The organism is Pseudomonas laurylsulfativorans, from assembly GCF_002906155.1.
Classification (GTDB): domain Bacteria; phylum Pseudomonadota; class Gammaproteobacteria; order Pseudomonadales; family Pseudomonadaceae; genus Aquipseudomonas; species Aquipseudomonas laurylsulfativorans.
Window position 1 is genome coordinate 1286073 of record NZ_MUJK01000001.1, and the last position, 22494, is coordinate 1308566.

General features: G+C 60.6%; 19 protein-coding genes. 5 read left to right on the forward strand and 14 right to left on the reverse strand.

The genetic code is table 11. The annotated features are described in order from the left end of the window. Window positions 1-18: 18 nt before the first annotated feature. Genes B0D71_RS05705 through B0D71_RS05720 form a run of 4 tightly spaced genes read right to left on the reverse strand, consistent with a single transcriptional unit; the run spans window position 19 to window position 4697 of the window. Window positions 19-1524, reverse strand: coding sequence for an aldehyde dehydrogenase family protein (locus B0D71_RS05705; RefSeq protein WP_205885968.1), 1506 nt, complete (start codon window positions 1522-1524; stop codon window positions 19-21). Then, on the reverse strand, window positions 1521-3140 hold the full coding sequence (locus B0D71_RS05710) for a GMC family oxidoreductase (RefSeq protein WP_103393873.1): 1620 nt from the start codon (window positions 3138-3140) through the stop codon (window positions 1521-1523). Before B0D71_RS05710 ends, B0D71_RS05705 begins: the two co-directional genes overlap by 4 nt. Before the next feature lie 49 nt (window positions 3141-3189). Next, window positions 3190-3420, reverse strand: a complete 231-nt coding sequence (locus B0D71_RS05715) for a ferredoxin (protein WP_103393874.1) — start codon at window positions 3418-3420, stop codon at window positions 3190-3192. Then, window positions 3417-4697 carry a cytochrome P450 gene (locus B0D71_RS05720; RefSeq protein WP_103393875.1) on the reverse strand — a complete coding sequence of 427 codons (1281 nt, stop codon included), beginning with the start codon at window positions 4695-4697 and terminating at the stop codon, window positions 3417-3419. The genes B0D71_RS05715 and B0D71_RS05720 overlap by 4 nt, the downstream gene beginning before the upstream one ends. A gap of 266 nt (window positions 4698-4963) precedes the next feature. On the opposite strand from B0D71_RS05720, the gene B0D71_RS05725 reads away from it, so the two are divergent. Next, window positions 4964-5563, forward strand: coding sequence for a TetR/AcrR family transcriptional regulator (locus tag B0D71_RS05725; protein WP_240635671.1), 600 nt, complete (start codon window positions 4964-4966; stop codon window positions 5561-5563). 178 nt (window positions 5564-5741) lie between these two features. Then, window positions 5742-6191, forward strand: coding sequence for a hypothetical protein (locus tag B0D71_RS05730; protein ID WP_103393877.1), 450 nt, complete (start codon window positions 5742-5744; stop codon window positions 6189-6191). A gap of 172 nt (window positions 6192-6363) precedes the next feature. Here B0D71_RS05730 and B0D71_RS05735 read toward each other — a convergent pair whose 3' ends face one another. Further along, window positions 6364-7275, reverse strand: a complete 912-nt coding sequence (locus tag B0D71_RS05735) for a LysR family transcriptional regulator (RefSeq protein ID WP_103394032.1) — start codon at window positions 7273-7275, stop codon at window positions 6364-6366. Window positions 7276-7448: 173 nt separating this feature from the next. Further along, window positions 7449-8375 (reverse strand): quinone oxidoreductase family protein, encoded by a 927-nt coding sequence (locus B0D71_RS05740; RefSeq protein ID WP_103393878.1) that lies wholly within the window; start codon window positions 8373-8375, stop codon window positions 7449-7451. Window positions 8376-8610: 235 nt separating this feature from the next. Here B0D71_RS05740 and B0D71_RS05745 point away from each other — a divergent pair, with 235 nt between their 5' ends. Together B0D71_RS05745 and folE are read left to right on the forward strand one after the other, a co-directional pair. Further along, window positions 8611-12174, forward strand: coding sequence for an indolepyruvate ferredoxin oxidoreductase family protein (locus B0D71_RS05745; protein WP_103393879.1), 3564 nt, complete (start codon window positions 8611-8613; stop codon window positions 12172-12174). A 61-nt stretch (window positions 12175-12235) separates the two neighbouring features. After that, complete coding sequence (gene folE / locus B0D71_RS05750; protein WP_103393880.1) at window positions 12236-12793, forward strand: GTP cyclohydrolase I FolE; 558 nt, start codon at window positions 12236-12238, stop codon at window positions 12791-12793. Between the two features lie 39 nt (window positions 12794-12832). On the opposite strand, the gene B0D71_RS05755 is transcribed toward folE, so the two are convergent. Genes B0D71_RS05755 through B0D71_RS05775 form a run of 5 tightly spaced genes read right to left on the reverse strand, consistent with a single transcriptional unit; the run spans window position 12833 to window position 19009 of the window. Beyond that, window positions 12833-13588 carry an SDR family NAD(P)-dependent oxidoreductase gene (locus B0D71_RS05755; protein ID WP_103393881.1) on the reverse strand — a complete coding sequence of 252 codons (756 nt, stop codon included), beginning with the start codon at window positions 13586-13588 and terminating at the stop codon, window positions 12833-12835. A 26-nt stretch (window positions 13589-13614) separates the two neighbouring features. Next, entirely contained in the window at window positions 13615-14667 is a 1053-nt protein-coding gene (locus B0D71_RS05760) for a phosphotransferase family protein (RefSeq protein ID WP_103393882.1), read from the reverse strand. Then, window positions 14664-15959 (reverse strand): acyl-CoA dehydrogenase family protein, encoded by a 1296-nt coding sequence (locus B0D71_RS05765; RefSeq protein ID WP_103393883.1) that lies wholly within the window; start codon window positions 15957-15959, stop codon window positions 14664-14666. The genes B0D71_RS05760 and B0D71_RS05765 overlap by 4 nt, the downstream gene beginning before the upstream one ends. Window positions 15960-15983: 24 nt before the next feature. Continuing rightward, window positions 15984-16721, reverse strand: coding sequence for an SDR family NAD(P)-dependent oxidoreductase (locus B0D71_RS05770; RefSeq protein ID WP_103393884.1), 738 nt, complete (start codon window positions 16719-16721; stop codon window positions 15984-15986). A 50-nt stretch (window positions 16722-16771) separates the two neighbouring features. After that, window positions 16772-19009, reverse strand: a complete 2238-nt coding sequence (locus tag B0D71_RS05775) for a CoA transferase (protein ID WP_103393885.1) — start codon at window positions 19007-19009, stop codon at window positions 16772-16774. Window positions 19010-19206: 197 nt separating this feature from the next. Here B0D71_RS05775 and B0D71_RS05780 point away from each other — a divergent pair, with 197 nt between their 5' ends. Then, the gene (locus tag B0D71_RS05780) at window positions 19207-19629 is read left to right on the forward strand and encodes a VOC family protein (protein WP_103393886.1); all 423 of its coding nucleotides are present in this window, start codon (window positions 19207-19209) and stop codon (window positions 19627-19629) included. Here the strand turns inward: B0D71_RS05780 and B0D71_RS05785 are convergent. From B0D71_RS05785 to B0D71_RS05795, 3 genes are read right to left on the reverse strand one after another with little or no spacing between them, the layout of a single operon-like run. Further along, window positions 19611-20390 carry an SDR family oxidoreductase gene (locus B0D71_RS05785; protein WP_103393887.1) on the reverse strand — a complete coding sequence of 260 codons (780 nt, stop codon included), beginning with the start codon at window positions 20388-20390 and terminating at the stop codon, window positions 19611-19613. The two genes, B0D71_RS05780 and B0D71_RS05785, sit on opposite strands and share 19 nt — an antisense overlap. Window positions 20391-20413: 23 nt before the next feature. Beyond that, entirely contained in the window at window positions 20414-21442 is a 1029-nt protein-coding gene (locus tag B0D71_RS05790) for an aromatic ring-hydroxylating oxygenase subunit alpha (protein ID WP_103393888.1), read from the reverse strand. Between the two features lie 17 nt (window positions 21443-21459). Next, window positions 21460-22401, reverse strand: a complete 942-nt coding sequence (locus B0D71_RS05795) for a Rieske 2Fe-2S domain-containing protein (protein ID WP_103393889.1) — start codon at window positions 22399-22401, stop codon at window positions 21460-21462. Window positions 22402-22494 lie beyond the last annotated feature (93 nt).

Consider the following 22494-nt stretch of genomic DNA (forward strand, 5'->3'; position numbering starts at 1 on the left):
GACCACAGGGCGTCGCAGCTATCGCCCGATGGGGTAGATGATGGATTTTTCCTGGGTGAACTCATTGAGCCAGTTCGGTCCAAACTCACGGCCCAGCCCGGAACGCTTGTAGCCACCGATGGGCGCATACGGCAGGCTGCCGCTGCCGCCATTGAGGTAAACGCTACCGGCACGAATGCGCTGGGCCAGGGCGTAGGCCGTCGCGGCATCTGCCGAAGCCACGGCACCGTTCAGGCCAAATCGCGAATCGTTGGCGATGGCCACGGCCTCGTCGTCGCTGTCGAAACCGATCACCACGCCCACCGGCCCGAAGATTTCCTCCTGGGCAATGAGCATGTCGTTGCGCACGTCATCGAACAGGGTGATGTCGCTGAAAAATCCTTGCCGCAGATGCGCCGGTCGCCCACCGCCACAGACCAGCGTGGCCCCGGCATCACGACCGCTGGCAACGAAGTGCTCGACCTTGGCCCTCTGCGACTCACGAATCAGCGGGCCCATCATCACGCTCGGGTCCGTCGGGTCGCCGACCTTCCACTGGCTGGCAATGGCCTTGGCGCACTGCACAAATTGCTCACGCACCGAGTGATGCACCACAAAGCGTGTCAGCAGTGCGCAACCCTGGCCGGCGTTGACCGAAAGCCCGGCGACAGCGCCCAGGGCGGTGGCCTGAATGTCCGCGTCGGCGCGCACGATCAACGCCGACTTGCCGCCCAGCTCCAGGTGCACGCGTTTGAGGGTCGCTGCAGCCTGGCTCATGATGCTCACCCCCACCGCTTCGGAGCCGGTGAACGAGACCATGTCCACCCGTGGGTCACTGCTCAACAAGCTGCCCACCTCAACGCCACCGGTGACGATGTTCAGCACCCCTTTTGGCAAGCCGACTTCTTCGGCGATCTGCCCGAACAGCAAGGCCGAATACGGGGTAAAGGGTGATGGCTTGAGCACCAGGGTGTTGCCTGCCAGCAAGGCAGGAAACACCTTGGCCAGGTTGAGCAGAAACGGAAAGTTGTAGCCGGTGATCCCGGCGACCACGCCAATGGCTTCGCGCTCCACCGTGCCACTGCCGAGAATCATCGGCCCCGTCGGGTTGAACGGATTGGGATTGGCCTGCACCGGAATCTGCACGCTATCGCTGTGCACCGATTGCTCGATGGCCGTCAGCACATGGCCCAACGGCATGTCCACCTGCATGGCATACGTCACGCCTTGCGAGCAGCCGACTTCAGCGATGATCAGCGCTGCAATCTGTTCACGCTTGGCCACCAGCGCGGCGTGCATGCGTCGCATGTAACCGGCACGCTCGGCCATGCTCAAGCGGGGCCATGGGCCGTTATCAAAAGCGTTGCGCGCGGCGGCAATGGCCGCCTCGGCGCTGTGCAAATCACCGGTCGGCGCATGCCCGATCACCGCTTCAGTGGCCGGGTTGAGCACGGCTTCGCGCGGACCGTCGGCGCCCACCCACGCACCGTCGATGTACAGCTTGTCCAGTTGAGTAAAGGGGACACTCACAGTGCTCTGGTTCATCGTGTTGTGATTCCTGAGGTTTTGCCGGTAATGAGTTCTGCTGCGCGCATGGCGATGGCCATGGCCGGGGCATTGGTGTTGCCGGAGACCAGGCAAGGCATCACCGAGGTGTCGATCACGCGCAGCCCCTCGACACCCCGCACGCGCAGTTGCGGGTCGAGCACGGAAGCGCTATCGCTGCCCATGCGGCAGGTGCCGGAGACGTGGAAAGCGGTTTGGCCGAAGCGGCGGAAAGCGGCAAGAATCTGCTCGTCGCTTTCCACCCGCGGGCCGGGTGTCAACTCACCAACGATGAAGGGTTTGAGTACCGGCTGTTCGGCCAGGCGACGGAACCAGCGGAACAAGGCAATGGCCGAGGAGCGATCGATGTCGGCGCTCAGGTAATTGGCGTTGATCTGCGGCGGCACGGACGCATCCGTCGATTGGATACGCACCTCGCCTTGGCTCTGTGGGCGCAGGAAGTAACCGCCAATGGTCAGGCCTGGCTGCTTGTCGATTTCGACCTTGTTGCCGTCGCCATCCATGGAATAGAGGCTGACGCCAATTTGCGCATCCGGCAGGTCCAGCTCCGGACGGGTCTTGATAAAGCCGCCGGCCTCGTGGGCAGCATGGGTCATCGGCCCTTTCTTGCGCAGGAAGTACTGCGCCACCGCGCCCAGCAAACCGACGCCATGGAAACAATGGTTGAAGCTGCCACTGGTAACCCGGTACTGCATGGCCATGTACACGTGTTCACGCAGATTGCGCCCCACATCAGGTGCGTCCTGCAGCACCTCGATGCCCAGTGAATTCAATAGCTCGGCCGGACCGATGCCGGACAATTGCAACAGCTTGGGTGATTCGATGGCACCGGCACACAGCAACACCTCACGGCGCACCTCGAAACGGCTTTTGCCCTGGCTGTTGCTGACCTGTACGGCGCTGGCGCGGCGCTTGTCGAACTCAATGCGCTGCACGTCCGTGCCGGTCATTACCGTCAAGTTGGGACGGTTACGCACCGGCTCGAGAAAGGCTTTCGCCGCACTGAATCGTTGCCCTTTCCAGGTGGTTTGCGGCTGATAACCAAAGCCGCCGTGCAGGACCGAGTCGACATGGTTGGTGTCGTCTGTCCGCGCCACCCCAAGCTCGCCAGCGGCGCTGATGACTGCATCGCACAGGGCATGTTTTGTCGGGTGTATGGAGACCTTGAGCGGACCACCGACACCCCGCCATTTGGCCTTGCCCAGTTGGTGGTCTTCCAGGGCCACGAACTGTCGCCCCATGTCGGCCCAGCCCCATCCCGTGCAGCCCTGTGCTTCCCAGCTATCGTAATCGGCTGGCGTCCCCCGCACGTAGACCATGCCATTTACTGAACTAGAGCCACCAATGGTTTTGCCCTTGAGCCACTGCTCGTCGGCCATTCCTTCGCCACGCGCGGCCTGGTAGCTCCAGACGTGGGGATTGCCGGGGTTGAGCAGTTTGCCGATGCCCCTCGGCATGGCGATCAATGGGCTGGTGTGGTCCGGCCCACTTTCGATCAGCAGTACCGACATGCTCGAGTTGGCGGACAATCGATTGGCCAACACACAGCCAGAGGAGCCCGCACCAATGATGATGTAGTCGTAGGTTTTGCTCATTATTGTTCTTCTTTTTTGCTGGTTGCTGTTAGCCTGCGACCGTCAGCGGTCAGTCAGCCTCGGGTGGCACTTGCCGGGTTTCGGCCGGTACATCGCGCACTTCGATCACACGCTCGGGGCAGGCCCGGGCGCCCCGCTGGGCCAGCCCCTCCTGCCCCTCGGGAACGTTAAAGCCGCTGCTGGCGATGTAGCCGTTGTCATCCAGCGGATAGAGTGTTGGCGCGACGTTGTGGCAACGGGCGTGGCCGACGCAGCCGGGTTGATCGATCACTACCTTCATGCGCTGGCCGCCTGTTTGGAACGAGCGTTTGCGGTATTCCCCGGCAGGTCCCACTGCAAATGCAGTTCTTCCATGCCGAACACGCCGAATGCATTGAACCTGGGCGTGCTGTTGTCGGCGATGCGAAACGGTGGCAAGCGTTGCAGCCACAACTCCATGGCGATTCGCAACTCCCGACGCGCCAGGTGCGAACCCACGCAGCGGTGCACACCGTAGGAAAAAGCCATGTGCGGCGATGCACCGGCACTGCGCTGGAAGTCGACCTTGTCAGCCTCGTCAAACACTTCAGGATCCAGGTTGGCCAGCTCGGTGCTGATCAACACCATGTCGCCCTTCTTCATCGTGGCTTCGCCGACTTGCACATCGCAGGTGACCGTGCGGCGCATGTTGACGATGGAGTACGAACGCAGCAGTTCTTCCACCGCATAGCCAATCAGTTCAGGGTTGGCGCGCAGTTGTGCCTGTTGCTCGGGATGGCGCGCCAGATGGCGAAAGAACAGGCCCAGGCAGGAGGTCACCGTGTCCAGGCCGGCGATGAAGATCAGGAAGTTGATGCCGAGCATTTCATCGTCGGTCAGCAGCCGGCCATCGATCTGGCTGGCCAGCAGATAGCTGGTGAAATCGTCGCCAGGGTTGGCGCGACGCTCGGCTATATGGTTGCGGATCCAGGTGGTAATGGCTCGCGCGTTGTCGGTGACTGTTTGCATGTCGAAGCTTTTGATCAGCGTCTGCGTCCAGTGCTGGAACAGCGGCCGGTCTTCCAGTGGCCAGCCCATGAGCGTAAGGAAGATCAGGGTTGGAAAGGGTTTGGCGAACGCTTCGTTGAAATCGCAGCGGCCCTGGGCAATCACCTCGTCGATCAGTTGATTGGCCAGCAGCCGAATGTCCTGCTCCAGCGCCTCGACCTTCTTGGGTGTGAACAACGGGTTGAGCAAGGCGCGGTACTTGGCATGTTCCGGTGGATCGATTTCCAGCGGCGCCAGACGCCAGCTTTCACCGAGCAACATCGAATAAGGCGTAAGGCCGACACTGCTGAAGGTTTGCGGGTCTTGCAGTATGCGCCGCAGGTCTTCCGCCCGGCGCGGCACCCAGGTACCGGGCAGAAAGCCCAGGCGTGGAATCCAGAAAATCGGTGGGGTCGTCTGGTGCAGCGCCGCTGCCCACTGATAGGCATTTTCACCTTGGGCGGTGAGCTCTGCCCACAGATCGAAATCACGGATCAAATGGGGTGGGACATGCGCGGGAAATGGCTCGGGCGTCTCAGGAGCAGGGTTCATTATTGTTCTCCAGGGTCTCTATCGGACTGGAGAAACGGTACTGCCGGTGGGTGGTCGCCACAACGGACAGAACCGCGAATTTGTTCGGCAAACCGGCATTTCATTAACACTTTCGTTAAAAATGTTCTAAAACATATCTTGCTGGTATAAAACAACGCAGGCCACGGTTTACCCATCACCGTCAGGCGAGACCCGCGCCAGACGCCAAGACTCCAATAAAAAAAGCTCTGCAGAGGTAAAGGATGTCTCACTTAGCTCGTGTGCAAATGTTCGACAAAAATATCTCCAATCAACGCCATGCCCTGCGCTCCCAGCGCACGCGTGAACTGCTGCTCGACCACATGTATCGCCTGGCCCTGGAAAAGGGCTACGAGGGCATTACCGTCCAGCAATTGCTCGACAGCACGGGCGTGGCGCGGTCGACCTTCTACGCGCACTTTCGCGACAAGGAAGACCTGATCGTCGCCGGATACGAAGCCATAGGCATGCCCGCGACGAAGGTCACCGAGGTCGATGGCGACCGCCGCGTTGTGCTGGAAGTGTCGACCTGGCTGTTCAGCGCGACCGAACGACATGCCGCGTTGACGACGGCGTTTTTCAGCGGGCCGGGACAGAACGTGATTCTCGCCCACCTGGAAAACATTCTGATCATTCAGGTGCGAGAGCATTACCGAAAGCAAGGCCTGTATCAGGTCGAACACATGCGTGGCGAAGCCGCCGTGCGCTGTTTTGTCGGAGCACTGACGGGACTGTGGCTGTGGTGGGTGCGCCATGACTACCCGAACTCGGCGCAGGAAATGACCGCAACCTTTGACAGCCTGATGAACAACGGGACCTGGCCGCCAGCCTGCAATACTCGTGAGTAGCGAAGCCAGGCTGCGCGAGCCATGATCGGAAACTGTCGGAACGCTCAACGGTGATCCGGCAGTTCAAGAAACAACCGCTAGAACAGCATCGCCCTCCCGTCAGCATCTCCCCCAAAAAGCGCTCGATGCGCTATACCAAAATCCCCCCGTACTACATTTGTTAAGCAGGAGGTTGATCATGAACATGAGAAACCGGTCGGCGGCGCTGATGGTCACTGTGATGATGTTTGGCTGTACGCATTCATCAAGCCAGACAGTGACCATTCCTCTGCTGGCTACGCCCCGCAACACCGGCGAGATTGCCAATGTGACGTTGGCCAGCCAAGGCCAGGAGACCGCCTTTACCTTCATCATCAGTGGGGTTCCAAGCGGTACCCTCAGTCCCTTGAACCTCTATTCCTCTATCCGTAAAGGCAGCTGCAAACAGCCAGGGCCCGTGGCCTACACGATGAATGACCGGATCAACACCAGCCGCATTTCAGACACCGGTGGCTGGACCTATTCACGCAGCGCGCCTGTCGCCATGTCGGAACTGTTTTCCACAGACTACTCCGTGGTCGTGACGACGACTCCAGCCGATGGCTACGTCGATATTTTCTGCGGAGATATCAAGCAACCAGCGAATTGAAATTGATGTACCACGCGTAGACAGCCCCCTCTGCGAAGTCGCCAAAACCAACGTGTCTTCCAGTATCTGAATATCCAATACCACTGCACAGTTCGCTTGATTTAACGATCCCCTCCTCCCTCGATTCCGGCCAATAACCAGGCAACGCCGTGCGCGTGGCCGGCGGGTAAGACTACGAAGCGCAAGCCATGATCATGAACTGCCGGAATGCCTGGGCCGGTGCGGACAAACGGGTATCGGGCAGCCAGATCAGTCCGAGTTCCATGGGCGGGATCACGTCCACCAGCGGGCGGATTTCAATTTTCTTGCCTTCCAGGGACCAGGCTCGGTAGAGCATGTCCGAGAGAATGGTCACGCCAAAACCATGGCCCACCAGGCCGCGCAATGCCTCCATGGAAGAGGTGCGAAATGCAATCTTGGGCGCCAGGCCACGGGACTCCCAATAGCGCGAAGTTGAAATTTCTCCCTCATCGACCGTGGCGAGGATGTAGGCATGCTCCGCGACGTCTTCAAGATTGATTGAGGGCGCCGATATCAGCGGGTGCTGACTGGCCAGCCAGAGCTGGCGACGGGAGCGAATCAGCACCTGATGGGCCAGCCCCTCCAGGTTCGGTGTGTTGGAGACAATCGTCAGGCCCAGGTCAAGGTCGCCATTGCCCAGGGCTTCTTCAATGCTCTGGCGGTCCATGTCGACGAGGTCGATCTCGACCTGCGGGTAACTACGTTTGAAACGGGCCAGCAGTGCCGGCAGAAAATAACCAAGTACGGTGTAGGAGGCACCCACGCGCACGGTTCCCTGCATGGCATGGCCAAGAAACAGCGGCTCGCTGAGCGCGTCCTGCAGGGTGTCGAGGATGTGCCGCGCATGCTGGGAAAACTTGTTGCCCTCAGCAGTCAGGGTCACGCCGTGGGGTAGGCGGTCGAACAGACTGACGCCCATGGAGTGTTCCAGGTGCAACACCGCCGCGGTGATCGCCGACTGCGATACATGTGCCTTCAATGCTGCCTGGGAAAACTGCCCGGCATCGGCGGCGGCCACAAAATAGCGCAGCTGGCGCATGGAAATATCTTTGCCTTTCGTCATCTGATTCAGTGATACCTGGCGCAGGTTGATCAAGCAGGGGGCGGGCCGCAAAAAAAAACATCGCTTTCAATGCCGCATGCCACAAAGCAAAGGGCGTCTGGGCTGAGGATTTTCACCCACAGCACCCGTGCTGAAAGGCACCCTGGCAAGGGCGCCTTTGCGCGCTACCCTGTTTAACGACGAATCGAGGCGGTAATTTTTGCATGGGGCCCGTTGACCTGCGCGGCCCAGGCTTCAGCCGCCTGGTCCAGGGTGAAATCCAGGTAATCCACCTCGATCTGCTGTTCCCTGGCGATCTTCAGCAGACGCAGCCAGATCTGCTCACGATCTGCGGGCGGGCGCTGGCCTGTGCCGATGCACGACAGGTTGCGGAACAGAAGATCGGCAATGTCCAGATTGAGTTGGCGACCGGCACCAGTGCCAATGGTCATGATACGCGCACCCCAGTTGGTGGCTTTCAGGGCCGTCAACATGGGTTGACCGCACACCAGGTCCAGCACCACATCAAATCCGCCATCGGCGGCATCCTTGAGTGCAGCCACATCATCACTGCCACCCAAGGTCACTACAGCGTCGGCCAGGCCCCGGGACTTCAGTCGCCCGAGCGCGTCAGCCGACCGCGCCGCACCGACCACCTTGCCCGCCCCCATGCCGCGGGCCAGTTGCAAGGCGATCTGCCCGAGGGTGCCGGTGGCGCCCAGAATCAGGACTTTTTCACCCTTCTGGATCGCGGCTTTTTCCAGGGGAATGATGGCACCGGTGGCGGCGATGCCCATGCTGATTGCGGTTTTGTCGTCTACGTCGTCCGGTACATCCCACACTTCGGCTTGTGGCACCAGGGTTCGCTCTGCGAAGGCACCAAACGGCAATACCGAGCGCTCGCCGAAGTACACCCGGCGGCCATCCGGCGCACGGCCCACGCCTTCGCCGCGAATGACACAGGGGTATTCAACACCCAGACGGTAGGCGCCCAGTACATCCCAGCCCCCCAGGCCAGCGGTATCAACATCGATCAGGACTGCGCCGTCTTGCGGCTTCGGCTCGCGAAACTCGCCGACTACTGGCGGCGCATTGCGCTCGGAAATGATTGCGGCACGCATGGCATTCTCCTTGTCTGTTTTATTTTAAGGCTGCATCTCGCCGAATAGTTGAACATATTTTGATTATTTGTCTATATATTTACCACAACGGTTGGCTGACGCTATCTGGATAACCAATATCGAGCCGCAGTTTTTGTGATTTTACGATGACAAAACCGCTCCCTAGACTCGGCGCAATAACAAGGCAACGCCGCTCTCCTGGCGTCGCCACGACAATAAAGCCTGGAGGATGAGCATGAGTGCGTCCCCGTCCCTGGATGACAAATACATCCAGCACAGCGGAAAAGTTTTACTCACCGGGATTCAGGCGCTGGTGCGTCTGCCCCTGATGCAGCGGCAACGCGACCTGGCCAATGGGTTGAACACCGCCGGGTTCATTTCCGGCTACCGCGGCTCGCCCTTGGGTGGTTTCGACCAGGCATTGTGGAAGGCCCGGGACTATCTCAAGGAGCACCACACGGTGTTCCATCCAGGCATGAACGAAGACCTTGCCGCCACATCGATCTGGGGCACGCAGCAGGTCAACATCTTCGAAGGCGCCACCTATGACGGCGTGTTCGGCATGTGGTACGGCAAGGGTCCTGGCGTCGATCGCTGCGGCGATGTGTTCCGTCACGCCAACGCTGCCGGTACCTCGCAATTTGGCGGTGTATTGGCGATTGCCGGTGATGATCACGGCGCTCGCTCTTCCTCGCTGCCGCACCAGACCGAGCATATTTTCAAAGCGGTGATGATGCCGGTACTCGCACCGTCCGGCGTTCAGGAATACCTCGACTACGGCATGCACGGCTGGGCCATGTCGCGTTATTCCGGTTGCTGGGTCGCACTCAAGGCGGTGGCGGATACCGTCGAGAGCGCGGCCGTTGTCGATATCGACATCCATCGCGTTCAGCCCGTTATCCCGGACATCCCGCTGCCGGAAGGCGGCCTGAATATTCGCTGGCCGGATCCGCCCCTGGCGCAGGAGCAGCGGCTGCTGGAGCACAAGCTGTACGCCGCCCTCGCCTACGCCCGCGCCAACCGCATCGACCGCATCGTGATGGATTCACCGAAAGCGCGAATCGGCATTATCACGTCCGGAAAGTCCTACCTCGACGTCTGTCAGGCGCTGAAAATCCTCGGTATCGACGAAGCCCTGGCGCAGCAAATCGGCCTGCGTGTGTACAAGGTCGGGATGGTCTGGCCGCTGGAGGCTGAAGGGGTGCGGCAGTTCGCCGAAGGCCTGGAAGAGATCGTGGTGGTGGAAGAAAAACGCCACATGATCGAGTACCAGTTGAAGGAAGAACTCTACAACTGGCGTGAAGACGTCCGCCCGCGCATCGTCGGCAAATTTGACGACAAGGGTGAGTGGAGCCTGCCGCACACCGGTTGGCTGCTGCCGGCGGTCAACGACCTGACGCCGGCAATGATTGCCCGTGCGCTGGCCAAGCGCATTTTGCGCCTGCATCAGAATGGCCCGCTGCAAGTACGTCTGGCCGTGCTGGATGCGCAACTGGCCAGCAAACACCAGTTCAGCAATCTGATGGAGCGGGTGCCGCACTACTGCTCCGGTTGCCCACACAACACCTCGACCAAAGTCCCGGCAGGCAGCCGAGCGTTGGCCGGCATTGGCTGCCACTACATGGCGGCATGGATCTATCCACAGACCCAGACCTTCAGCCAGATGGGCGGCGAAGGCGTGGCATGGATCGGGCAGGCACCGTTTACCAAGACCGAGCATGTGTTTGCCAACCTCGGCGATGGCACCTATTTCCATTCCGGAATACTCGCAATCAGGGCCGCCATCGCGGCCAAGGTGCAAATCACCTACAAGATCCTCTACAACGATGCCGTGGCCATGACTGGCGGACAGCCTGTGGACGGCAGCCTCAGCGTTGCGCAGATCAGCCGACAGCTCGCGGCCGAAGGCGTGCAACGTATTGTGGTCGTCAGTGACGATGTCGAGAAATACCAGCACATCCGTGATCTGGCAGACGGCGTGCCGGTGCTGCGTCGCGACAAAATGGACGAAGTGCAGGAACAGTTGCGCCAGTACAAGAGTGTATCGGCAATCATCTATGACCAGACCTGTGCCGCGGAAAAACGTCGGCGTCGTAAACGCGGCAAATTCCCGGACCCGGCACGTCGGGTGGTGATCAACGAAGCGGTGTGTGAAGGCTGTGGCGATTGCAGCAGCAAGTCCAACTGCATGTCGGTGGTGACGGTGGAAACCGAGTACGGCCGCAAGCGTGAAATCGACCAGTCCTCTTGCAACAAAGACTTCACCTGCCTCAACGGTTTTTGCCCGAGTTTTGTCACGGTGGAAGGTGGCTCCTTGCGCAAACCCAAGGCCCTGGCGGCCGCGAAGGATGACGTGTGGGATTTGCCGACGCCCGCGACCGTCGCGCTGAATGAGCCTTACAGCATCCTGGTCACTGGCGTGGGCGGTACAGGCGTGGTGACCATTGGCGCCCTGCTGGGGATGGCGGCGTTCATCGAAGGCAAAGGCACGCTCAACCTGGACATGGCCGGCATGGCACAAAAAGGTGGCGCGGTGTGGTCGCACATTCGCATTGCCGCGCACCAGGAACAGCTGTTTGCACCCCGGATTGCCGAAGGTGAAGCGGCCTTACTGCTGGGCTGCGACCTGGTGGTCAGCGCCAACACCGAAACCCTGTCCAAGCTGCGTCACGGTGATACCCATGCCTTGATCAACAGCGAGGAAAGCATCACCAGCGCCTTTGTGCGCACCTTCGCCCAGCAAGCGGAAAGCGGTGATTTGCAGAAGCACCCGGATCCGAAATTCCAGACCCAAAGCATGTCGGCACAAATTGCCGAAGCGGTGGGCTCTGACCAGGCGGACTTTATCGACGCAAGCAAAATTGCCACGGCGTTGATGGGCGACTCGATTGCCACCAACACCTTCATGCTTGGCTATGCCTACCAGAAAGGTTGGTTGCCGGTAGGTAAAGCGGCGCTGCTACAGGCCATCGAACTGAACGGCACGGCGGTGACCTTTAACCTCACGGCCTTTGACTGGGGCCGCTGCAGCGCCCATGACCTGCCACGGGTATTACGCAAACTGGAAGCCGGCAAGGTGCAAAGCCCGGACCGCTTACTGTCGCAAAGCCTGGAAGAAACCCTCGCACGACGCGTGGAGTTTCTCACCGCTTACCAGAACTACGCCTATGCCCAACGCTACTGGCAACGCGTCGAGCAATTCATCAAGGCGGAAACAGCACTGCTGGGACAGCCTGGAAAGCTCTCAGCGAGCGTTGCCCGTTACTACTTCAAAGTGTTGGCCATCAAGGATGAATACGAAGTGGCCCGCCTGTTTACCGACGGTCAGTTCCTGGAAAAAATCCAGGCCAGCTTCGAGGGCGACTACCGCCTGCGCTTCCACCTGGCGCCGCCGCTGCTGAACGATAACGGCTCCGGCCGCGAACCGAAAAAACGCAGTTTCGGTCCGTGGATGCTGCAAGGCTTCAAGCTGCTGGCCAAACTCAAGTTCCTGCGTAACACCTGGCTCGATCCGTTCGGCCATACCCATGAACGCAAGGTGGAACGCAACTGGTTGGCCAACTACGAACGCATCCTCGACCTAGTGTTGACGGGTTTGACTGCCGACAAACTGGGCCTGGCTCAAGAGTTGGTAGAGCTGCCTGAAAGCGTTCGCGGCTATGGTCCGGTGAAAGAGCGATTCCTCGACCACGCGCAACAGCGTCAGGCGCAGTTGCTGGTGCAGTGGCGTAATGGCAACACCGCGCAGTTCCATGATGCCAGCCAGAGCAACAGCAAAATCGCCGTCACTCAACTGTAAGCGTTGCCCGTGCTGCACAGTGTGCCGCACGGGATGTTGGTTAATTCAACAAGGTCAAACCATGAACGAAGAACTGGCCAGAAATTACCGTGAGATTCTCCACGGCGTAGGTGAAGATCCAGAACGTGAAGGCTTGCTGGACACGCCAAAACGCGCGGCAAAAGCCATGCAATACCTGTGTCACGGTTACCAGCAAAGTCTCGAACAGATCGTCAACGGCGCACTGTTTGAATCGGACAACGATGAGATGGTCATCGTCCGGGACATCGAACTTTACTCCCTGTGCGAACACCATTTGCTGCCCTTTATAGGCAAGGCCCATGTCGCCTACATACCGACGGGCAAGGTGCTGGGGCTTTCGAAGATCGCGCGGATTGTCGATATATTCGCCCGTCGTTTACAGATCCAGGAAAACCTGACACGACAGATTGCCGATGCCATTGCCCAGGTGACCGATGCCGCCGGGGTGGCGGTGGTGATCGAGGCTAAACACATGTGCATGATGATGCGCGGTGTGGAAAAGCAGAATTCGGTGATGAGCACTTCGGTGATGCTCGGGGCGTTCCGCGAGTCGTACAACACCCGCCAGGAGTTCTTGCAACTGATCCGCGGTCGCTAGGCGCGTGTGCCGGGTTCGCCCAGGCACACTGCTTGCCATTCAACTGAGCATCAGCATCCCGCCGTCTATCATCAGGGTCTGACCGGTGACGAACCGTGAACCGTCGCCGGCAAGAAACACCAGCACGGGGGCCAGGTCCCGGGCCGGTTCTCCCAGCTTTCCGCCGATTGGCACTTGGCCGGCCATGTACGCATCGTGTTGCTGCAATTGCTCGGCGCTCATACTCGCGCGGGTGGCGTCGTACATCGGCGTCCACATTGCCGGAGCGATGGCGTTGACGGTAATGCCCAAGGGTCCCCATTCCCGCGCCACCGTGCGCGTCCACGCCAGTACGGCGCCCTTGCTGGCGGCGTAATGGGCTTTGCCCGGCTGTCCGAGAACGCCTGCTGCAGAGGCGAAATTGATGATGCGCCCGCCGCTGCCCTTGAGCAGTTCATAGGCCGCTCGGTTGGTCAGGAAGGTGCCACGGGTATTGACCGCAAAGACCTTTTCCCACTCGTCCAGCGTGATGCTGTCGGCGCTGGCATTGGGCGCGATGCCCGCGGCATGCACCAGCACGTCCAGCCCATTGAGCTGTTCGTTGGCCCAGGCAAAAGCGGCGTCTACCGATTGGCTGTCAGCGATGTCGCAGACTCGCGTGTGCGCCCAACCACCACCGTCACCCGTTATCGAGGCTGCCTCGCCCAAGTCGAGACTGACGACATAGGCACCCTCCTCCACAAACGCCTTGACCACTGCCGCGCCAATTCCGCGGGCGCCTCCCGTGACGATGATCCGCTTACCGGCCAGTTGCATGAGCTGTTCCTCTTGTTTGGGTTTTGTCAGGCTGTTTGATCAATGCGCTGCAACGCTGCCTCGAAAAGGCGTAACGCCGAGGCATGATGCTTTTCACCGGTGATCTTCGGGGCTTTGCCCGCACAGGCACGGGCATGGCTGACTTCAAGGAAGATGCCGAGCTTGAAGCCGGCCAGTACCAGGTACCAGTTGAAGTCCGCCAACGAGCGTGAGCTGCCGGCGCGGTAATGCGCGACCAATTCATCGCTGCTGCAAAAGCCGTCCCACGGGTGCACTTCGATTGTGCCGGCGCCTCGACCATCGGCACCGGGCCAGGTGACCACCAGCCAGGCCAGGTCGAGCAAAGGGTCACCGATGGTCGCCAGCTCCCAATCGACGATGGCCGCCAGCTCCCCACTGCCAGGTTGGAACATCACGTTGGACAGGTGAAAATCGCCGTGCTGGATGCCGGCCTGAAACTGTTGCGGGCAATGCTCGTTCAACCAGTTGGCCAAGCGTTCGAGGCCTGGCAGACCGGCTGCGCCAGGCCAACCCGGGTAGTCTTTGACGCTGTCCAACTGAGCCAGCCAACGTGAAACCTGGCGCTGATGAAAACCCTGTGGCCGCCCGAAGTCCGCCAGCCCCACCGCCTCGTAATCAATCTCACCCAGTCGTAACAGCGCATCCACCATGGCCAGGCCCATACGCCGGCGCAGTGCCGGTTGTTCGGCATGGGGCGCTGGCAAACCGGCGGCATCATTGGGATTGAAGCCCTGCACCGGCTCCATCAAGTAGAAACTTGCCCCCAAAACGCTCTGGTCGACACAATCGGCAATCAGTCCGGCATGGGGCACTCGGGAACCGGCCAACGCCTTGAGTAAACGTGCTTCGCGGGCAATGGTTTTGCTGCCGACTTCGCGCAGTTCCGCAGAAGGCCGACGCAGCACAAAGTCACGCCGCCCCCGGCGAAAGCGCAGCAGCAAATTCTGTGTGCCGCCCGTCAAGCGCCGGGCTGCCTCGATGGGCCCGCTTTCCAGGCCCATCGAGTCCATCCACTGCGCCAGACGCTCAAGGTCAACCAGTGGCTGCCAGTCGCTCATGGCTCCAGCTCACTCAGGCCGGCCAATACGTCGGCGTACTTTTCCCGGGCACGGGCCGCCGCTGTCGGTCGGTGATAATCGGGGAAGAGCTCGTCGCAGGGCTGATAGTCGCGCAGCAACTGCTTGGCCACCGTGACTTTGTGTACCTCGGTCGGCCCGTCAGCCAGGCCCATCTGGAAGGAGCGGACGATGTAGCCGGTAAACGGCATTTCTTCGCTGACGCCCAACGAGCCATGCACGTGCAGGGCGCGCGCGGCGATGTCATGCAGCACCTTGGGCATGATGGCCTTCACCGCGGCGATGTCTTTGCGCACTCGCTTGTAATCCTGATAGTGGTCGATACGCCAGGCCGTGCGCATCACCAACAAGCGAAACTGCTCCAGCTCGATCCACGAGTCGGCAATTTTTTCCTGGACCATTTGCTTGTCCGCCAAGCGGCTGCCCTGGGTACTGCGCGACAGGGACCGCTCGCACAGCGCATCCAGGGCTTTCTGTGCCTGACCGATGACCCGCATGGCATGGTGCACGCGACCGCCGCCCAAGCGTACCTGGGCCACCACAAACGCCTGACCCGGCGCACCGAGCATGTCGCTTGCAGGGACTCGCACGTTTTCGAATGACAGGTAGGCGTGGGTTGCCGCCGGATCATCGGCGATACCGACGTTGCGGATAATGTGGACCCCGGGTGCTTCGGCGGGAACGATAAACATCGACATGCCTTCGTAGACCGAGACCGTCTTATCGGTCACTGCCATCACGATAAAAAACGCTGCATAGCGGGCATTGGAGGCAAACCATTTTTCACCGCTCAGGACCCAGTCATCCCCATCACGCACCGCTTGAGTGGTGAATACGGCCGGGTCCGCACCGCCCTGGGGTTCGGTCATGGCGAAGCAGGAAACGATATCACCGTCGAGCAAGGGTTGCAGGTAACGCTGCTTCTGCGCCGGGGTGCCGTAGTGCGCGAGGATTTCGCCGTTACCCGAGTCCGGCGCCTGGCAGCCGAAGACAATCGGGCCGAACAGCGAGCGTCCGAGAATTTCATTGATCAAGGCCAGGCGCACCTGGCCATAACCGGCGCCCCCCAGTTCCGGCCCCAAGTGACACGCCCACAACTTGCGCGCCTTGACCTGCGCCTGCAGCGGTTTGACCAACTGCTTGAACCGCGGATCATGGATATTCCACGGGCTGCCCAGCACATGATCGAGGGGTTCGACTTCGGTGCGGACGAACCGATCGATCCAGTCCAGCTCCACTTGAAATTCAGGGTCGGTCTGAAAGTCCCAGGCCATGGTGATACTCCTAACAAATAGCGATCAGGCCAGCAGCATGCCGCCGTCGACCAACAGGGTTTGGCCGAGCACATAGCTGGCCAGCGGCGAGGCGAGAAACAAGGCAACGTTGGCCATGTCCCGGGGCGTTCCCAGACGCCCTTGCGGGATGGCGCGCAGCGCCCCTTCCAGGCGTTTGGGGTTGCTGGTGGTCACCCGCGTAAGCTTGGTTTCCACCAGTCCCGGGGCAATGCCGTTCACCCGGATACCGTCGCGAGCCCAGGCTTCGGCCAAGGTGCGAGTCAGCCCGAAAGCACCGGTTTTTGACGCGTTGTAGGCGGGGTTGCCACGCGTCGAGTGGAACGCGGCTGCCGAGCTGACCGTGATCATCGAACCCTTCGCCTCCATCAGCAGCGGATGAAACTTCTGCGCACACACCATCAGGCTGGTGAGGTTAACGTCAAGCACACGCTTGAAGCCTGCCGTGAGAAATTCCTGGCGGTCGTAGAGCACCGTGCCTTGTGCTTGCACCAACACATCCAGTCGCGTGAAAGGCACGCTGACTGCCTCGATCAGCGCCGCGTCCGCTACATCGACCTGGGCGTAATGCAACCCTTCAAGGTCAGAGTCGGCCGAGTCCTGATACGCCGCTGCAGTGGCACGCGTGCCCCACACGTGAACCTCGGCGCCGCGCTGGCGAAAGCTCTGCGCAATGCCGTTGCCGATACCGCTGGAACCGCCGATGACCAGCACGGTTTTGCCGCTGAAATCCAACTCGTTCATAGGTATTCCTTGTGCGTATCAATGAAGGCTGCCCATCAAAAAATAGGCGGCTACAGCGCCACCAGCCCTGCCGAGGCCAGGCGCTCAAGCTCACTGCCGGCGATGCCGAGGCTTTCCAACACTTGCCTTGTATGTTGGCCGAGGGCTGGCGGTGGACGACGCAGCGATAACGGCAAATTGCCGAAATCCCAGAACGCGCCGATCTGCTGCAAGTCGCCGTAGACGGCATGGCCGTAATGGGCATGCAGACCTGCGGCGGCATGTTCCGGACTGTCGAGAAAGGCATCCATTTGCGCTTCCAGCACCGGCTGCGCTGGAATTTGCCTGGCGGTTAATTCAGCGAGCGCCGCCTGCCGGGTGAGACCTGCAAAGTAGGCATGAGGCTGGCCGCCAGTCAGCGCCCGGAAACGCTGTGCCTCGTCGGGTTGCAGCGCGACCACCACCAGCCAGGCATCGCTGCACGGGTACATGCGGTGGGTGTCACTCAACCCGGTCTGATTGGCATCCATGTGGGCGACCGGCGTGAGGCTGCCATCCTCCAGCACCACGGCTTCGCTCATCGACAGCAACGTGGCGCCCAACAATGACGAGCTGACCATTTGCCCCACACCACTGCGGTTGCGCTCAAACAATCCAAGCAGCAAGGCATAGAGCGAAGACAGACCGGCAAAAAAATCACCTACACCAAAGCGCAACCACATCGGCGCCTGACCCTCACCACCCTGCTCCATCTCCCACCCACAGGCGGCTTGCATCAGTTGGTCAAAGCCGGGCCAATCCGCACGCGGGCCGGTCGGCCCATAAGCACTGACATGGCAATACAGCAGTTTCGAGTTAAGCGCTTTGAGGCTGTCGTAATCGACCTTGAGTTTGCGCGCGGCCGGCAGACGCATGTTGTGGTGCACCACATCGGCCCAACGCACCAACGCTTCCATAGCGGGCTCGGTTTGCCGATCACCCAACTGCAACGCCACGCCCAGCTTGCCGCGCTGGGTGCCACTGAAAATCCGTTCAAGGCGTCGCATTGCATCACCTTTGGGCGCTTCGACCTTGATAACTTCAGCCCCCAGGTCCGCGAGCAACATGCAAGCAAACGGGCCGGCCAGGTAGGCGCCGAGGTCCAGCACCTTCAGGCCATGCAAGGGTGGCAAGGGCGCGGGTCGGCCCCCCGACTGCGGAGCCTGAATCTCGACAACTGCATCGAACAGTCCCGCGTTCCCTTCCCCCATCAGCGGCGCACTGGCGCCGGTTCGCGCAGGTGGCTGGACCTTCCAGGCCGCCCCTGGCTGAAGGGTCTTGCCCAACTGCACATCGTCGACTTCAACCACATAGCCATTCACGCGGGCTTGTTCGTCCAAGTAGATATCGCCAAACGGTGCCGCTATCTGCGCGGCAACATCGTGCTGCCAGAAATGCTCGACCCAATCCTGCGCTGGCCGAGTGGAAATGATCGCCTTATTGGCACCGAAGTTGGGCGCCACATGGCTGGGGGGCCATAACGCGTTCAGGCGGGCGACTTCGGTTTCTCCGAGTTCACTCAGCGCTGCGGTCATCCAGGGTGATTTGTCCGGAGAATAGTGCACATGCAACCAGCGCCCATCGGCGCATTGGTGCAACGGAATCGGAATGTGTTTATCCAGGCCCTTGGCGAAGGCTGGTGTCGGTGTTTGGGCGCGGTTCCAATGCATGGTCATGGGTACCAGGGCGGCCTGGGCCAGACTCGTATGGGCAATGCCACCACTTCCATCACGCTGACGCGCCAGCAGTCGCGCCATCACCCCGATCACACACAGCCAGCAGGCCAGCCAATTGGCAAAAGGCATGCGCACGAAGGTCGGACCAGAACGATGCGCCGGTTGCTCGTCCAGCAGGCCCAAGCGCGCCAGGATCAACGTCTCGTGGGGAATCGCATTGGCCAGCGCATGACGTTGCGGCCAGCCACCGATGGCGGAGATGACCAGGCGAGGAAAGTCTGCAGCGAGCTGTTCGTCCGCCAGTCCATGGACTTGCGCCTGCGCAGGCGTGAAGTCGTGCAGCAGCACATCGGCGCTAGCCAGCAGCCTCTGCAACTGCTGGCGATCGGCGGCGTTTTCCAGGTTGAGCGTGACACTGCGCTTGCCGCGATTGAGCGCGGCAAACAGTGCCTGCTGATCCCTGGCGGGGTTGATCAGTGGCTCGACCATCACCACTTCAGCGCCGGCTTCGCTCAGCTGGAGCCCGGCAGCAGAACCGGCAATGCCGGAACACAGGCTTATAACGCGGATACCTTCAAGGATTGCCTGGCTCATGCAGCACCTTCGAGTGTCTGTTCTGCCCATCGCGTTCTGCAGCAGAGCTGCAGAACGCATCCATGGCGTCACCCTAAGCCATCGCGCATTAATTCCAAAGCTAGATTAGAATTCCGAATATAGAACCATAAGTCTTGAAATGAACACCAATCTGGAATTTGTTCACATACACACTTCAGCTGACCAAGGACCTCGTCATGATCCTGCGCATGGACCACTTCACCATCGTCACCGACCGACTGGACGCAACACGTGATTTCTATGTTCAAGTGCTAGGCTTGGTCGAGGGGCCACGCCCACCCTTTCCCGTCCCCGGTTTGTGGCTATACGCGAGTCGTCAACCTGTACTGCATGTGGTGGGCGTAACCCGGATGCCAGAGCCGCGACGGGGTGTGCTCGACCACATGGCGTTCCATACCCAGGGCTTGCAGACGATGTGGGCACACCTCGAACACCATGGCGTGCGCTTCAAGGTGATTCGGGCACCCGGCGACCAGCGCACCTGGCAGTTGTTCATGCAGGACCCCAATGGGGTTGAAGTCGAGCTGGATTTCGACGCCAGCGAAGTGCCGCCTGCCGATTGGAAGGTCCGTGCAGGCGGTTACATCAAACCGGCGTAACTGCCGCCATCGACCTGCAGATTTTGCCCGGTGATATAGCCGGCCTGCACCGAACACAGAAAAGCGCAGGCGGCGGCCAACTCACTCGGTTGCCCGAATCGTCGCGCCGCTATCGGCCTCAACATTTCTGCCCGTGCCTGCTCCATGCTGAGTTGGCGGTGCTTGGCCACCTGCTCGGTCATGTAGCGCAGGCGATCGGTTTCAATGCGCTCCGGCAGCAGGTTGTTGAGGGTCACGTTGTCGCGCACCACCTCCACCGACAAGGCTTTGCTAAAGGCCGTCAACCCGGCTCGCGCTGCGGTGGACAACCCCAAGGGCAAACGTGGCGACTTGACCATTGCCGAGGTGATGTTGACGATGCGACCAAAACCTCGCGCACGCATACCACCCACCACCGCCTGAATCAGCAAGATGCCCGAGAGCATGTTGGCCTCGATGGCAGCCTGCCAGGCCGCATGATCCCAGTCTTCAAAACACCCAGGCTCAGGCCCGCCGTTGTTGGTCACCAGAATGTCGACTTGCGGGCGTGCGGCCAGCAGCGCCGCACGCCCCTCAGCCGTGGACAGATCGGCCACCACCGTGCGCGGCAGTCGACCGGTGCTGCGCAGGATGTCTTGGGCGGTTTGCGCCAGGGTCGCTGCATCGCGACCATTGATCAGCACGTCACAACCCTCCTGCGCCAAGGCCAGCGCACACGCTTTGCCCAGCCCTCGTGAAGAAGCACACACCACTGCCGTGCGCCCGGTTATGCCCAGATCCATTCGATATTCCTCGTGTTTGTGCGTCAGTCATCCATGCCCAGCAAGGCACTGATATTGCGACCCGGTTCGGCATCGCTGCCGTAGGCGAACTGTCCCGCGCGTTGGCGTTCGGCCAATTGCTCCATCTGGTAGCGATAACGCGTACCCGGCGTATCGAAACGCGAATGCAGGTCACGACGCTCGCCGGCCTCGAAGTAACGTTGGTTCTGCGGACGCACCACCGAGTTGTCCTGTGGCTGGATGATGTAGTTGATGCGTGGCATCACATAGCGGAACGGTGCGGGTGCAGCGGTGGTATTGAACGTGACGTCACAGCGCGAGCGGTGTTTGCCCACCGGCAGGAAAGGTTGCAGGTTGGGCACGTCATAGCCGGGGCGAAAGCGCGGATAGGAGATGCACACGTTGCTGCGCAAATGAATGTGCAGCACGGCGCGAAAGTCCTGGTATTTGGCGCGCACACCGCCCACCCAGCGCATGATCGGCGCTACTGATTTTTGCGCGACCGTACGGGTACGGGTGACCGTTTCGGAGGTCCATTGCACCTCCACCACATCCGACTCACTGATGCCGTCGCCAATGGTATTGGCGTGCAGGAAGTCGGCATGGGTCAGGTCAATCAGGTTTTCCACTGACAGCGCCGACGTCGCGTCAAAACGCACAGTGCGTTGGGTATAGCCGGGCAGACTGCCATCGAGCGGCAGAAACGGAATGTGTGGCAACAACAGCGCGTCGGCCGCGTCCGGGTTGCCGTACCAGACCCAGATGTAGCCATAACGCTCGACCAATGGGTAAAACCCCCGCCCTCCCGTAAACGCAGTCAATTGCGGCGCCTTGTCCGGCCGATGGGGGTGAAACTCAGCCGCCACCGGCTGTCCGTTGTCCCGCCACAGGTAGTAGGGCTGTGCGTGAATAATGCGCCGGATCGGCCGCGCACTCAGGTCACGGCTATGGGCCACCGGGAACCAGGTGTCGCGCAGGTCATAATTGACCGGCGTCCAGTCGCCCCGCACTTTGCCTGGCAGGGTGTCATTGGAAGAAGGCACGGCATGCATGGTCAGTTCTCCTGGGCTCAGACGACAGCGCTGACGGGAATAAGGTGTGGCTGGCGCAGGGTGCGTAGTTCGCGGGACGACGCCTCAAGCAAGGCTGCGATGGCCGCACCGTCAATCAGGCTATTGATGTTCAATGGTGGCTGTTTGCGCAGGCGTGCCAGACGCCAGCGCAAAGGGGCTTTGGCCGGTACCTGTTGATGCACGTAACCACGCCAACAAAGGCTGGTGGTACCGCGACGATTGGCGCCCGTCGAGATCATCAAGGTGATCAGCGGCAACTCTTCCTCGCTGAGCAGATCCACCCAAATCATGCCGCCCTGCAACGCCACGGCAGTGCGCACAATCAAGGGGTAATCCAACACAAACTGCGAAGGCAGAAATTGAGTGCTCCACACCGCGCCACGTTCCAACACCATGCGCCCCTGCTCAATGCGCAGATCGCCAAGGAAAAAGTCGGTCATGCGCACATGGGAAAACTCCAGCAGGCACTGCGGACCGTCGAGCATCGCCGCCAGGTACTGGTCATGTTCCATGTTGACGATCGTGGCGCCGGTAAATTCGCGTCCGCTCGGTTGGTAATCGCTGCTGGGCAATTCACCTTGCGGCGTGCCCTCGCCCAACCACACATGAATAAAACCGTTCGCCTCATTGACCGCAAAGGCTCGCGCACCATAGCGGGCAGGTACGCGCTCACCCGCATGCAAGTTGGGAATCTGCGAACAGCTGCCGGTGGCGCCATCGAAGGTCCAGCCGTGGTAACCACATTGCAAACCGGACCCCACCACCCGCCCCAGGGCCAGCGGTACGCGTCGGTGCGGGCAACGGTCTTCCAGGGCAAAGGCCTGGCCCGAGGCATCCCGGAACAGGACCAGTTCCTCGCCAGCGAAGGCCACGGCCAATGGCGTTTGATCGTTTACGGCTTCGGAAAGCGCCATGGCCCACCAGCCTGGAGTCATCATCGAGCTGCCTCGTTGTTGTTGTTGTGTTTTTTGGGCAAATGCGTTGAACGCGGTCCGCGTTAACGGTAGCGCCCCGATGGAGATAGATCAAAC

Coding starts and splice junctions, on each gene's coding strand:
- B0D71_RS05705 (WP_205885968.1), bottom strand. CDS start 1,524: ATGAACCAGAGCACTGTGAGTGTCCCCTTTACTCAACTGGACAAGCTG.
- B0D71_RS05710 (WP_103393873.1), bottom strand. CDS start 3,140: ATGAGCAAAACCTACGACTACATCATCATTGGTGCGGGCTCCTCTGGC.
- B0D71_RS05715 (WP_103393874.1), bottom strand. CDS start 3,420: ATGAAGGTAGTGATCGATCAACCCGGCTGCGTCGGCCACGCCCGTTGC.
- B0D71_RS05720 (WP_103393875.1), bottom strand. CDS start 4,697: ATGAACCCTGCTCCTGAGACGCCCGAGCCATTTCCCGCGCATGTCCCA.
- B0D71_RS05725 (WP_240635671.1), top strand. CDS start 4,964: ATGTTCGACAAAAATATCTCCAATCAACGCCATGCCCTGCGCTCCCAG.
- B0D71_RS05730 (WP_103393877.1), top strand. CDS start 5,742: ATGAACATGAGAAACCGGTCGGCGGCGCTGATGGTCACTGTGATGATG.
- B0D71_RS05735 (WP_103394032.1), bottom strand. CDS start 7,275: ATGACGAAAGGCAAAGATATTTCCATGCGCCAGCTGCGCTATTTTGTG.
- B0D71_RS05740 (WP_103393878.1), bottom strand. CDS start 8,375: ATGCGTGCCGCAATCATTTCCGAGCGCAATGCGCCGCCAGTAGTCGGC.
- B0D71_RS05745 (WP_103393879.1), top strand. CDS start 8,611: ATGAGTGCGTCCCCGTCCCTGGATGACAAATACATCCAGCACAGCGGA.
- folE (WP_103393880.1), top strand. CDS start 12,236: ATGAACGAAGAACTGGCCAGAAATTACCGTGAGATTCTCCACGGCGTA.
- B0D71_RS05755 (WP_103393881.1), bottom strand. CDS start 13,588: ATGCAACTGGCCGGTAAGCGGATCATCGTCACGGGAGGCGCCCGCGGA.
- B0D71_RS05760 (WP_103393882.1), bottom strand. CDS start 14,667: ATGAGCGACTGGCAGCCACTGGTTGACCTTGAGCGTCTGGCGCAGTGG.
- B0D71_RS05765 (WP_103393883.1), bottom strand. CDS start 15,959: ATGGCCTGGGACTTTCAGACCGACCCTGAATTTCAAGTGGAGCTGGAC.
- B0D71_RS05770 (WP_103393884.1), bottom strand. CDS start 16,721: ATGAACGAGTTGGATTTCAGCGGCAAAACCGTGCTGGTCATCGGCGGT.
- B0D71_RS05775 (WP_103393885.1), bottom strand. CDS start 19,009: ATGAGCCAGGCAATCCTTGAAGGTATCCGCGTTATAAGCCTGTGTTCC.
- B0D71_RS05780 (WP_103393886.1), top strand. CDS start 19,207: ATGATCCTGCGCATGGACCACTTCACCATCGTCACCGACCGACTGGAC.
- B0D71_RS05785 (WP_103393887.1), bottom strand. CDS start 20,390: ATGGATCTGGGCATAACCGGGCGCACGGCAGTGGTGTGTGCTTCTTCA.
- B0D71_RS05790 (WP_103393888.1), bottom strand. CDS start 21,442: ATGCATGCCGTGCCTTCTTCCAATGACACCCTGCCAGGCAAAGTGCGG.
- B0D71_RS05795 (WP_103393889.1), bottom strand. CDS start 22,401: ATGATGACTCCAGGCTGGTGGGCCATGGCGCTTTCCGAAGCCGTAAAC.